Source organism: Chamaesiphon sp. GL140_3_metabinner_50 (assembly GCF_025361915.1).
In the GTDB taxonomy this organism is placed as follows: Bacteria; Cyanobacteriota; Cyanobacteriia; order Cyanobacteriales; family Chamaesiphonaceae; genus Chamaesiphon.
On record NZ_JANYJC010000003.1, the window covers coordinates 1 to 11,329 of the forward strand.

General features: G+C 44.4%; 13 protein-coding genes. 6 read left to right on the top strand and 7 right to left on the bottom strand.

Annotated elements, in window-relative coordinates; translation table 11 throughout:
* Nucleotides 1-355: 355 nt before the first annotated feature.
* The 4 genes from Q0R35_RS00130 to Q0R35_RS00145 all read right to left on the bottom strand — a co-directional run bounded on the left by Q0R35_RS00130 (nucleotide 356) and on the right by Q0R35_RS00145 (nucleotide 3,069).
* Entirely contained in the window at nucleotides 356-1,084 is a 729-nt protein-coding gene (locus Q0R35_RS00130) for a DUF1995 family protein (protein WP_295613132.1), read from the bottom strand.
* A gap of 307 nt (nucleotides 1,085-1,391) precedes the next feature.
* Nucleotides 1,392-1,697: a hypothetical protein gene (locus Q0R35_RS00135; RefSeq protein WP_295613134.1), complete on the bottom strand. Its 306-nt coding sequence runs from the start codon at nucleotides 1,695-1,697 to the stop codon at nucleotides 1,392-1,394.
* Between the two features lie 77 nt (nucleotides 1,698-1,774).
* Nucleotides 1,775-2,221: a hypothetical protein gene (locus Q0R35_RS00140; protein WP_295613137.1), complete on the bottom strand. Its 447-nt coding sequence runs from the start codon at nucleotides 2,219-2,221 to the stop codon at nucleotides 1,775-1,777.
* 113 nt (nucleotides 2,222-2,334) lie between these two features.
* Entirely contained in the window at nucleotides 2,335-3,069 is a 735-nt protein-coding gene (locus Q0R35_RS00145) for a class I SAM-dependent methyltransferase (protein ID WP_295613140.1), read from the bottom strand.
* Nucleotides 3,070-3,076: 7 nt separating this feature from the next.
* Here Q0R35_RS00145 and Q0R35_RS00150 point away from each other — a divergent pair, with 7 nt between their 5' ends.
* The gene (locus Q0R35_RS00150) at nucleotides 3,077-3,217 is read left to right on the top strand and encodes a hypothetical protein (protein ID WP_295613143.1); all 141 of its coding nucleotides are present in this window, start codon (nucleotides 3,077-3,079) and stop codon (nucleotides 3,215-3,217) included.
* A 136-nt stretch (nucleotides 3,218-3,353) separates the two neighbouring features.
* On the opposite strand, the gene Q0R35_RS00155 is transcribed toward Q0R35_RS00150, so the two are convergent.
* Nucleotides 3,354-4,418, bottom strand: a complete 1,065-nt coding sequence (locus Q0R35_RS00155) for an RNA ligase (ATP) (RefSeq protein ID WP_295613146.1) — start codon at nucleotides 4,416-4,418, stop codon at nucleotides 3,354-3,356.
* Nucleotides 4,419-4,595: 177 nt separating this feature from the next.
* Complete coding sequence (locus Q0R35_RS00160; protein ID WP_295613149.1) at nucleotides 4,596-5,189, bottom strand: Uma2 family endonuclease; 594 nt, start codon at nucleotides 5,187-5,189, stop codon at nucleotides 4,596-4,598.
* On the opposite strand from Q0R35_RS00160, the gene Q0R35_RS00165 reads away from it, so the two are divergent.
* The 3 genes from Q0R35_RS00165 to Q0R35_RS00175 all read left to right on the top strand — a co-directional run bounded on the left by Q0R35_RS00165 (nucleotide 5,183) and on the right by Q0R35_RS00175 (nucleotide 7,738).
* Nucleotides 5,183-5,419 (top strand): hypothetical protein, encoded by a 237-nt coding sequence (locus Q0R35_RS00165; protein ID WP_295613152.1) that lies wholly within the window; start codon nucleotides 5,183-5,185, stop codon nucleotides 5,417-5,419. The genes Q0R35_RS00160 and Q0R35_RS00165 overlap by 7 nt on opposite strands.
* A 39-nt stretch (nucleotides 5,420-5,458) precedes the next feature.
* Nucleotides 5,459-6,268: an RnfABCDGE type electron transport complex subunit D gene (locus Q0R35_RS00170; RefSeq protein ID WP_295613155.1), complete on the top strand. Its 810-nt coding sequence runs from the start codon at nucleotides 5,459-5,461 to the stop codon at nucleotides 6,266-6,268.
* 90 nt (nucleotides 6,269-6,358) lie between these two features.
* Nucleotides 6,359-7,738, top strand: a complete 1,380-nt coding sequence (locus tag Q0R35_RS00175; protein ID WP_295613158.1) for a DUF2330 domain-containing protein — start codon at nucleotides 6,359-6,361, stop codon at nucleotides 7,736-7,738.
* Nucleotides 7,739-7,997: 259 nt separating this feature from the next.
* Here Q0R35_RS00175 and gcvT read toward each other — a convergent pair whose 3' ends face one another.
* Entirely contained in the window at nucleotides 7,998-9,107 is a 1,110-nt protein-coding gene (gcvT, locus tag Q0R35_RS00180; RefSeq protein ID WP_295613161.1) for a glycine cleavage system aminomethyltransferase GcvT, read from the bottom strand.
* 153 nt (nucleotides 9,108-9,260) lie between these two features.
* On the opposite strand from gcvT, the gene Q0R35_RS00185 reads away from it, so the two are divergent.
* Complete coding sequence (locus Q0R35_RS00185) at nucleotides 9,261-10,940, top strand: DUF3685 domain-containing protein (protein WP_295613164.1); 1,680 nt, start codon at nucleotides 9,261-9,263, stop codon at nucleotides 10,938-10,940.
* A 2-nt stretch (nucleotides 10,941-10,942) separates the two neighbouring features.
* On the top strand, nucleotides 10,943-11,308 hold the full coding sequence (locus Q0R35_RS00190; protein WP_295613167.1) for a DUF565 domain-containing protein: 366 nt from the start codon (nucleotides 10,943-10,945) through the stop codon (nucleotides 11,306-11,308).
* The last annotated feature ends 21 nt before the right edge of the window (nucleotides 11,309-11,329 follow it).

Genomic DNA, 11,329 nt, shown 5'->3' on the forward strand with positions numbered 1-11,329 from the left:
ATCGCAACTTTCTCAATTCGATTATAGATCGATCTGGGTTACCCGTGCGCTCGACTAAATTTACCGCTCGTCTCAATAAGAATTATTAAGCTTAAAAATCAGTCGAAAATACTTGACGCTATTCTCAATTACCTTGACGGATTCACTGGTTTTGCGCTATGCTACCGAAATAGTTCATATAGCGAGTATATGATTATCTCTCAGAGAGTTATTGATTTAATTTAAAAAATCGAGCGCGAGGTGCGATGTGTCACCAGAATTAGAACATCTCCAGATACGAGCGGCGATTCCCGATCGCCATCGAATCAGTCAGAGTCGGATGGCGAAAATTATCGATCGACCGCTCCGATCGGAACTATCTGCTTAAAGTCCGCAGAAACCGTCCTAAACTGGCGAAGACACCAGGCGATTTGGCCGGAGTGGGATTATCCCCTGGCGTAGGATTAGAGGGCATTAGCATCGCGTCTAGCTCGTCGCCGACGGGTTTTTGTGGAGATTCGGCGAGTAGGATATAATCGTCGGATCGCTCTTCCCAAACTTGCCATTGGGCGGGATAGCAGCGGTAGAGGGCGGCGGCTTCGAGAGGCTTGATATAGTAGGCGCAAGTGAGAGTCGTTAAGAACCTGTCGCGCAGTTGTCTGGCGGCATATCCAATCCCCACAATTGCGGCATCTTCGAGTTTGGGTAAGAATAATATCACCGGACGATCGCCTGCGGCATTACATAATTGCTCCACTTGCGCCACTTCCACCGCCGATGGTTCGATCGCGATGAATATTTGGTCTTCGGCTTGAATTTTATCGACAATCGGCGATCGACTGCTACCCAAATCGTCGATTTTAAAATTGAGATCCGACCAATTGCGTTTGGCTAGAGCTGCTGCGCCAGTATCGGGAAATAAGACCTTGAGTGTATTGCCCCGATCGCTAAATGCTTCGATAAATTGTCGTGCCAAATTCATCGATTTAAGTTCGGGGATGGCAATCTCGATCGTTATCCGCTGACAACCATCGGCAATCGCCGCCAGGGTAGCGGTTTGAGCTAGTGCGATCGAGTCTTCGAGGGTGGTTGGTAATTGTGACATGCAACGGGAATACTGACGCTATCTTTACTAGAATACCGCTCGATCGTCTCATCTGACAGCTTGCATCATGGCGATCGATGTTCGATGTCGTCCGCGACTCCATTTTTCTCGATCGGGTTGCAATAGTAACTTACGCATTTGCAGATCTAAATCTCTTCCCAAGCTTTTGCTGAAGTGAAACGACTCAAATGATTAACATTTGTTGTGGCGATCGTGACGTTATGACCTTCTAATTGAATTAACATTGCTTGAGCGGCAAGAATTACATCACCATCAATCGCTTCTGAATGAGCGGTAGGATAGCCTTCTATCGGCGATTGCTAATTCGATCTGCATCCAAAGCTTGGTGCAAAAATTCCCAAGTTTCTCGATGTTCTTCTGAGTCACCTTCATCTTCCCACGATTGCAGCAATCGACCCAGTGATTGTGGCTGGTTCGCTTCAATTTGCTCCATGGCTTTTTCCCAAGCTACCGAGGGAGAATTGAGATCTGTCTGTAGTAGTTTGCGATCGGACTTCACATCGGGAATCGTATCCTGGATTGCTTGGATGAGGTGAATTCTGTCTTCAACGCTCATGGCTTTGATTTGGTCTAAAGTAACTGAGAGATTCATCTCGATCTACCTCAATAGCTATTCATTCGTTAATTATAATCTATGCTCAATCGATCCATTTAGACATGATTTATTATTTAATTACCAATCGCTCCTTTGTTTTTCGCAGCATCTAGCATTTGATAATAATACGACATTCTATGCTCCTGGTTTCGCTCTTCATCTTCATCTTCATCGCGCCACATGTCTTCCACTTCAAAGTTTTCAACTAAGTCCTTCATTGTTTCTAGAAGGTTTCTTGCCTCTTCCCATGAAAGCGTTCGTTCGATACTTTCATACTCAGTATGAGTTACTTCTATTATTTTACTTGTAAGATTGACTGGGGCAGAAATTGTGATAACTGGTTCGAGATAGCCGATCCTGATAGTATCAGTTATAAAACCTTTTTCATTTAAAACATTCTGACGTTTGACACGAAAGAATAATCGACATTTCTCTTGTTCTGCCCCATCAAAATTAACGCCCAGAGAACCGCCATCTCTGTAAATATCGATCGTGGTTACACGAGTAGCAACTGGCAACATAACAAGCTCCCGATTTTTTGGTAAGGTTTGACTGAATCTGTAAATAGCTTGAGGATGAATGCTAATACAGATCGAGCCTATAGATAACTTACCCAATTCGATCGCCAGATCGATTATGACTTACCAAAAAATAATAGATGCTGCTGGGGTAGAACGCTTTCATTCTTGAGTAACTTTAGCCCTACCGCTTTCATTTCGCGTTCAATTTGTTTTTGAGTGGTTTTGTGGTGGGGCTTGATAAATACCTTAGGATCTTCGCCGCGATATTCGGTTAAGACAATTCGCCCGCCCGGTTTGAGTGCTGAGACAATTCCGGTCATCATTTCTTGAGGATAACCGAACTCATGATAGGCATCGACCATAATTGCCATATCGATACTGGCGACGGGTAATTCGGGACTTTGTTCGGTGCCTAATTGCGGCTGAATATTGGCAATTTTATTTTTACTAATCCGCTGTTTTAAAAGTTCGATCATTTCTGGCTGCACATCGACGGCGAGTACTTTGCCTTCTGGTACCTGTTGCGCTAGAAGCTGGGAAATATACCCCGTACCCGCGCCAATATCGGCTACAACGTCTGTAGATTTGAGTTCTAGTGCGGCGACCATGTTTTGGGGTTGCTCTTCTGTAGCGCGATCTGGACGCTCTAGCCAGCCTGCGCCCTGATGTCCCATGACTTGGGCGATTTCTCTGCCCATGTAGACTTTGCCAGTACCATCGAAACTGGGCTGTCGATAGCTGTAATATTTAGATTGAATGAGGGCGGTGCTGGGTGGGGTGGCGATTTGCCAACAGAGCAAGCAAGCGAGGAGAGTTTTGCAGAGGTTTTTAAAAAGCAGCGAGGGCATCAAAATTATGGAGATAGAATATAAGATCGAATTTTATTATAGAATCGATCGACTGGAAGAGGTACTATTGAAACTCCCTACGCTTGCCGATCCGATCGAGGGTGCATTCTGTACGATCGTGTTAGCAAACGATCGGTGCGTACATTGAGATGAAATATGGTTCCAGATTTTGAACTGTGGCTAGAAACCGAACTGGGATGTCCGCCAGATTAAATATTTAAAATCTCTATCTACGCTTACATCCCCGACTTCTTGAAGAAATCGGGGATGTGTCTATGGTAAATTCAGACATCGGTGGTATCTTGTTCGGCGACTTTGCCAAATAGGTATCGATCGCCGATATACTTGAGAATTACCCTGCCTAACTTGGGATCGTCCCTTTCAATCGTTGGTTTGACAACTACGCCTTCTCTACCGTGAGTACCACCGACGAGCGAATCGCCATCGGAAAATCCTCTAATAACTTCTAGCGAGAAAGCACCTTCATATACTAATGGTACTTGCTCTACTTGATATCGCTCGCATAAATCTTTAAAAATGGCATAATCGACATATTTGCCATCTAACATTAAATCGAAGGCGCGGAAATTCAGCCTTTTTTCACCATAAGTATAAGCTTGAATTCCTTGTCCGTAAACTTCGCCGTATAAGATTGCTTGTTTGTGTCCTTGGCTTTGTAAATCTGCTAGTAAATTTTTAACACCAATTAAGGTGTGCGGAAACCAATAAGTATTTGCCACCATTGCACTCGCATCTTCTGGTTCTTGCCGACGTAAAGCTCGCGAACCAGCCATCATCGTCGGTCGTTCTTCATCATCGTGCCACACAAAACCCACTCTAGAATTAGTACCGTGAATTTTTTCAGTCGCGACAACTGGTTCCCCCACTGTTAACAAATAGGGGTAGCTTCGCATGTTTTCCAGATTGGTATATCGCGGAAAATAAGGATCGTCAGTGGCACTATCTCCGGCTGTTGCCTTAACTGGCGGATAGTATTTAGTGGCACTATAAAATTCCGCCACATCGTCGCCTAATTGCATTGCGGCTTCGGGCTGAACTACTAATCCAAACGAGGGTTCGCCGCGTAATTTAATCCGATATACTACCAAAACTCGATCGCCATTAATATCGGTTTTTTCAGATAGATATGTCGCCACATTTAGCCGCTCGGCAACTTCTTTAGTTAATACCGTTCCTTGCTCGAAATAAACGACTAAATCTCCCAGTTGATGTACGCCTTTTTTAACGCACATTTGCCAGCCCTGCACTGTGGCTAGTTCTAACGCATCGGCATTTCCATGCGGTTTAAGTTCCAAAATTTCGCAGACTTCGACTTTAATCGTGCTCATATTTAATTTTCAAGGTACGTTAAATTTTGTCCTGGCAATTGCGATCGGACTTTTACCAGACTAACATATTAATTAGGCTAGTCAAGTATCAACTACAAGTTTCGATCCGATTAGAAAGATTACTTCAAACAGCGGTCGAAAAATTCAAACCATAGAGGGGTAGTTGACATGCTATGGTTACCAGATCTCACTCAGGCTCAGAATGAAACCTGGCATGATTTCACTACAGTCGATCGCAGTGGGAGATTCTACGATTTCTGGTGCTTGTCCCTGTCGATAGATTTCTACCTGCTTATTTTTCGGATTGATGAGTAAACCCAGCCGCACTCCATTCGCTGTGTATTCCTCCATCTTTTCTCGCAATGGTGGCAATCTATCGGTTGCTGACAGCAGCTCAATGACAAAATCTGGTGCCAAGGGTGGAAATTTTGTGCGTTGCTCTGGGGTTAAAGCCTCCCATCGGGATAACTCCACCCAAGCGGCATCAGGAGAACGCCGAGCACCATTTGGTAAAACAAAAATGGTCGAAGAGCTAAAAGTTTTACCTAATCTAGTTTGGCGATTCCAGATAACTAGGTCAGCACCCAATTCTGATTCAGAGTTTCCACTTTCTCCACCGACTGGGGGCATGACGATTAATTCTCCGGTGGCTGTCAATTCAAACGATCGATCTGGATTATCCTGGCACAGTTTCTCGAACTCTTCACCATCGATGCGAAGAGTTATGCGATGAACATCTAATAACAATGGTTTGGTTATCTCAGATGGCATTTGGTATAAATCCCCATCTAGATCGGGATATTAGTTCTTGGTTGCTATTTTTATTAAAACACGATCTAAACTCGATTCACAAGGAAACGATTTTTGGCGGCTGGCTCTGGTTCGGTTTGTCAGTCGGTCATTACGGTGGCATCCGATTCCCGATTGGGGTAGTTGTCGTAGTTAAATTTTCAGCTCGAATTGTAAAGTTATTTAGTAAAATTCAGGAACGCGATCGCTAGAGCTTGTATCTTGAATGGCAACATTCTATCCGTAAATATATGTTCGCCGATCCGCGAGATTATCAGATCGTTTTTTTAGCTAGCTTTCTGGGATTGGGAATTATGACTAGAGATTGGTCGATTAGACCGGAATTAGTTTTTAGTTTAATGCTCAGTTGTTGTCTCACTCAGTTAGTACTGGGCAGTTTAGTTAAATCTACCGAAAATATTTGGCTGACGCTCAAGAGTGCTTTAATTACTAGTTTGGGTTTATCGTTATTATTACGTGCCGATCGAGTCAGTACGATGATTTTAGCAGGTTGCTTGGCGATCGCGAGTAAGTTTATTTTTACTGTCGATCGCAAGCATTGGTTTAATCCGGCTAATTTTGGAATTGTTGCAGCTTTACTATTAACTCCCGATGCTTGGGTGTCTCCAGGGCAATGGGGCAGTGATTGGTGGTATTTATTACTATTTATCGGGATGGGTGGTGTCGTCCTTCAGCGCGTGGGAAGATGGGACACCAGCGTGGCTTTTTTAGGTAGTTATGCTGGCTTAGAAATTGCTAGAAATATCTGGTTGGGTTTGCCGCCAGATGTCTGCATTCATAAATTAATGAGCGGTTCTTTATTATTATTTGCCTTGTTTATGATTACCGATCCGCGCTCGATTCCTAATGCCCGCTCGACTAGAATTATTTGGTCGATCGCAATCGCCATTTTAGCATTTATTCTCCGTAATTATTTTTATATTAATGAGGCAATATTTATCGCCTTATTTGCCATCTCTCCCCTTACAATCGCACTCGATAAGTTTTGGACTGCGCCTCAATTCACTTGGCATTCATTCGATCGCACTAAAACCACCTAACGTAAGTTGCTAGTCATAGTTTTTGAGTTTAAAAAGTGTGAATAAAGGTAAATTTTCAATCCACAGTCATCCTTACTTCTTACTTCCCTAATGAACATCCCTAGAATTATTATCAGCCTCTGTTTAGCATGTATTCTCGTCCTGAGTTTTGCAACAAAAGCGATCGCCTTTTGCGGTTTTTATGTCGGTGGTGCTGATGCTAAAATATTTAATAAAGCGTCCCAAGTAGTTATCGCTCGTAATGGCGATCGTACCATCCTAACGATGGCAAATGACTTCCAAGGAGCCATTAAAGACTTTGCAATGGTAATCCCCGTTCCGGTAGCAATTAAAAGAGAACAAGTACATATTGGCAAACGGACAACGATCGAGAAAGTAGACGCATTCAGTCAACCCCGGTTAGTCGAATATTTCGATCCCGATCCTTGTGAGACTCCTCGCTTAAATGAATCGGCAATTAATTACAATAACGTCCCCAGTTCGGCTCCTTCCGGGACATTGAGAAGAAGAATTTCTACCCAAGATTTAGGGGTGACGGTTGAAGATAATTTCAAGGTAAATGAATATGAGATTGTCATTCTTAGTGCTAAACAATCTGATGGATTGGAAACTTGGCTGCAACAAAATGGCTATAATATCCCCAAAGGTGCGAGTGAATTACTGAGTCCGTATATTAAACAAAATCTTAAATTCTTTGTTGCTAAAATCGATGTCAAAGAATTTAACAAGTCTGGCTACCAGGTTTTGCGACCGATCCAAATTGCGTTTGAATCGCCTAAATTTATGCTGCCGATTCGCCTGGGTACGATTAACGCTCGTGGCGAACAAGATTTAGTAATTTACGTGCTTTCGCCTAAAGGACAAGTAGAACTAACTAATTATCGGACTGTTAAAGTCCCCACAGGAACTGAAATTCCTGAATATATCAAGTCAGAATTCGGCGCGTTTTATCAGGCAACATTTCAAAAAGTCTACGAGCGCGAACAGAAAAAAGTTGCGTTCTTAGAATATGCCTGGAATGTCTCTAACTGCGATCCTTGTTCGAGCGCACCTCCCACCGCCGCTGAATTAAAAGAAGCTGGCGTATTTTGGGAAGATAATGGTGAGATTATACCTAGCAATTCTCGCCGTCGATCGATATCTCAAGGCAATACGTTTATTACCCGCCTTCACGTTCGTTATACCCGCGATAAGTTTCCCGAAGATTTACTGTTTCAAGAAACTGGCAATCGGGAAAATTTTCAAGGTCGATATGTGATGAATCACCCCTTTAAGGGCAATCTCAGTTGTGAAGCAGGTAAAAAATATCAGCAGACACTTCGCCCTCGACTGGAACAGGAAGCCAGTAATTTAGCCAATTTGACTGGCTGGAGCATTCGCGATATTTATAGCAAGATCGATTTTCCCACCGTCCAATCTCAGCCGGATGGGAATAATCCCTTCTGGCGGAATGTTTGGAGCGACAAGTAGGAGCGGGGAGCGGGGGGACGGGGTAACGGGGTGACGAGGGGACGAAGGGCGAGGAAAATGCATAAAGATATCAAAGACGCTTGTGTCCTTCTTACTTCTTACTTCTTACTGTCTTGAAAAGGTGCTCTACTTGCGGCGTTTTTATGTCTAGGGTTCCCCCCGAATCAGAAAACGACAAGACGGGGGAAACCCCTGTTCCCGCACTTTTCGCTTCTTACTTCTTACTCCCATCTCCCCGCTCCCCGCTCCCATCTCCCAATCAGATGCGATTTTGAGAGCGATAGAAGGGTTTTTTAACAACGGTAGCGGAGTAGAGTTTGCCTCGAATTTCGACTTCGACAACTTGCCCTAGTTTAGCAAATTCGATCGGGACGTAAGCTAGGGCGATCGGGAGTCCTAATGTGGGGGACATGGTACCGCTGGTGACGATGCCGACAGGTCGATCGGCGATAACTACGGGATAATCGTGACGGGCGATATATCGTCCTTGCATATTCAACCCGACTAATTTGCGGCTGACTCCTTCTGCCTGCTGTTTTGCCAGCACATCGCGTCCGATAAAGTCGCCCTTGGTGTCTAGATGTACCAACCACCCTAACCCTGCTTCTAGGGGCGTGGTCGTATCGTTAATCTCCTGACCGTACAAACACATAGCTGCTTCCAATCGGAGGGTGTCTCGCGCCCCCAAACCGCAAGGAGTCACGCCAGCCGCGATCAGTGCATCCCAGAGTTGCACGCCGATTTCTGGTGCGACCATGATTTCAAATCCATCTTCGCCAGTGTAGCCAGTCCGGGCGATAAAAGCGGGGTTTTTAAAAATTAAAGCTCTGGAATGACCGAAATTCGTTAACTGAGTCAGATCGATATCGACTAAGGGTTGGAGATATTTAAGTGTTTCTGGCCCTTGGATGGCGAGTAAGATTTGAGTGTCGGATAGATCGGTAAGTGTGACCAGATCGAGGTCTAAATGCGCCAACAACCAGTCTTTATCTTTATCTTTGGTACCTGCATTAACAATTAAGACGACATTGCCCGCGCCCTCCTGATAGACGATAATGTCATCGATGATCCCCGCTTGGGGATTTAATAAGACTGTATACTGGGCTTGTCCGGGTTGCAGGCGGCTTAAATCGGATGGTACCAGTTTTTGCAATTGCTCGATTGCTGTGTCGCCATGCAGGCTAAACTTACCCATGTGGGAAATATCGAACATTCCCGCGCGTTGCCGAATCGCTTCGTGTTCGGGACTAATGCCACTAAATTGGACGGGCATCTCCCACCCCGAAAAAGTCGTCATTCTAGCGTTGAGCGCGATCGCCCGATCGGCTAATGGAGTCCGCAATGGAGGATGGGATTCTAGTGCTGTCATCGAGTTTTGCAGTTTCCCTAGCAACAAGTTACAGCTACTGATTCTTACACATCCCGATCGCCAAATTGAAGCTCGTTGACGGTAAAATACAAGGATAAATTCGGAATTATCCCTCCAGGCGAGATCTTTAGCCCCGCAATTATTCGTGTGTCAATGGCAGAACTTCCGAGCAGAGATCGATCGATTCGCATTTTGACGATCGAAGCCGATCCGATTATTCGATCGGGGCTGATTACTTGTCTGAATCGATTTGAGGATCTTCAAGTGGTGGCTGAAGCTGAAGATCTCGCTGGTGCTTGGCAAGTTTTAACCCAGGGAGTTGAAATCGATCTAATTTTATTGGGATTTCCAGTCGTCGATCTGCCGATGAGTTTCGCATTTTGTCAGCAAGTCAAAAATAACTATCCCGACTTACCAATTTTGCTACTAGCTGCGTCTGGAACTGCGGAATTAACCGCCGCATTTCAAATCGGCATTGAGGGGTGCTGTCTGCGAGGGAGTTCGATTATCGATTTAGTCAACTATATCCGTCAAGTTGCCAGCGGACAAACTAGTTGGTCACCAGCAATTTTACAACAAGTTAGCATCGATTCTAAACCACGATCGAACGCACTCTTCGATCGAATGCGGCAATCTAGTCTTCAGCAAATCGATCGGACTTTAAGTACCCTAAATACCGATCTCACAGAGAATCTATCCAAACTCGATCGCTTAATCTTAACTGGACGCAAACGCGAACTCAATACCGCTCGTTGGATCGTCAACCGCTTATTTCCAGCCCCTCCAAATCCCTCGATCTCGATTGCCCAATTCGCACCCGCTAATTTACCCAGTCAGCCAAAACTGCCCGCCGCACTCATAGAATCCGAGCGCGATAATCTCACAACTCGATCGTTATTCAATCGCATCGCCGCCAAACTCCAATCAGGACTAGAAAATCTCACCCCTACCGCCCTAGAAATCGATATTCTGCGTCGGGATAAGAAACAAGAACTCTTTTATTTAATTCTCCGTCAATTTGAAGGCTTGCTCGATGAATTGCGCTTTTCTCAAATGACGATCGAGCAATTAGCAGCCAAACATCCTCAGATCTTACCAGATCTATGGGCATCAGTAACTACTGACTTTTTTGGTAGATATCATACCCTATCGATCGCCGATCGCCAGATTGAAATTATCCCAGTCTTACTTCAAGATGCCGCAATTGTCAACACCGAAATTCTTGCCAAAATTCCGCAATCGATCGACTTATTCAACTACTTACTATTCAAAACACCACTCACGATCGATCGTCTCACTTATTCAGTCGGTAGCACCGCCGCCACCGAACGCGCCTGTATCCTTTTAGAAAATCTAGTCATCCAGATGGCAAATGCCGTCATGCAACCTTTACTTAATCGGTTTGGTAATTTAGAATCGATGAAATCTGGATTTTACGATCGCCGATTGCTTTCTAGTCGCGAAATCGAACGGTTCCGTAACGATCTTTCCTGGCGATATCGAATCGATCGCTATATTAGCGAACCGCAAGCAATTTTTGAAAGTCAATATCGGATATTTATCTTTACCGACTATGGCATCAAACAGATCCCTATTTATGCCCCGCGTCCGGTAGAATTAGAACGACTAGCCGGAATTCCGCTCGTCGTAACTTTAACCCTAGAAGTGCGCGATGCCCTCTCACCCCGCTTGGTATCATTAACCACATTTGTCGGGAGTGGAATTGTTTATTTGCTTACTGAAATTATCGGACGCGGTATCGGTTTAATCGGACGCGGAATTATTAAAGGTGTCGGTAATATTTGGCAAGAAACTAATCGCATCCGCAGATAATTATGCAAAATACTCGTCTAAATACATTATTCGATCGACTAGGAAAGCAATTTGTTCAGTGGTCTGAAAATCCCTGGCGACGATTATCGCTAATTATTATTAGTTTACTATTCGGTAACTTTCTAGCATCTGCGATCGCCACCACCACTGGACAAAGAACCGATCTCGATGCGCTCGTCAGTTTAGTAACATTAACAATTGTCGAGTCAATTTCTTGGCTGACATACGGAACTAGTTTCGGTCGGCGACAAATTGAAGAGCCTAATGCGATCTTAGGTAAACGTCCGCTCTGGATTGCACTGTTAAATAGTCTCAAATTGGGACTAGTTTACGGCTTATTTCTCGAAGCATTTAAGCTAGGAAGTTAAATTAATTGATAATTGATAATT

What these genes read in the sequence shown, in the direction of transcription:
- Q0R35_RS00150 (WP_295613143.1), top strand. Translation starts at nt 3,077, where the DNA reads ATGGAGATAGAATATAAGATCGAATTTTATTATAGAATCGATCGACTG.
- Q0R35_RS00190 (WP_295613167.1), top strand. Translation starts at nt 10,943, where the DNA reads ATGCAAAATACTCGTCTAAATACATTATTCGATCGACTAGGAAAGCAA.
- Q0R35_RS00140 (WP_295613137.1), bottom strand. Translation starts at nt 2,221, where the DNA reads ATGTTGCCAGTTGCTACTCGTGTAACCACGATCGATATTTACAGAGAT.
- Q0R35_RS00170 (WP_295613155.1), top strand. Translation starts at nt 5,459, where the DNA reads ATGTTCGCCGATCCGCGAGATTATCAGATCGTTTTTTTAGCTAGCTTT.
- Q0R35_RS00145 (WP_295613140.1), bottom strand. Translation starts at nt 3,069, where the DNA reads ATGCCCTCGCTGCTTTTTAAAAACCTCTGCAAAACTCTCCTCGCTTGC.
- Q0R35_RS00175 (WP_295613158.1), top strand. Translation starts at nt 6,359, where the DNA reads ATGAACATCCCTAGAATTATTATCAGCCTCTGTTTAGCATGTATTCTC.
- Q0R35_RS00135 (WP_295613134.1), bottom strand. Translation starts at nt 1,697, where the DNA reads ATGAATCTCTCAGTTACTTTAGACCAAATCAAAGCCATGAGCGTTGAA.
- Q0R35_RS00185 (WP_295613164.1), top strand. Translation starts at nt 9,261, where the DNA reads ATGGCAGAACTTCCGAGCAGAGATCGATCGATTCGCATTTTGACGATC.
- Q0R35_RS00130 (WP_295613132.1), bottom strand. Translation starts at nt 1,084, where the DNA reads ATGTCACAATTACCAACCACCCTCGAAGACTCGATCGCACTAGCTCAA.
- Q0R35_RS00160 (WP_295613149.1), bottom strand. Translation starts at nt 5,189, where the DNA reads ATGCCATCTGAGATAACCAAACCATTGTTATTAGATGTTCATCGCATA.
- Q0R35_RS00165 (WP_295613152.1), top strand. Translation starts at nt 5,183, where the DNA reads ATGGCATTTGGTATAAATCCCCATCTAGATCGGGATATTAGTTCTTGG.
- Q0R35_RS00155 (WP_295613146.1), bottom strand. Translation starts at nt 4,418, where the DNA reads ATGAGCACGATTAAAGTCGAAGTCTGCGAAATTTTGGAACTTAAACCG.
- gcvT (WP_295613161.1), bottom strand. Translation starts at nt 9,107, where the DNA reads ATGACAGCACTAGAATCCCATCCTCCATTGCGGACTCCATTAGCCGAT.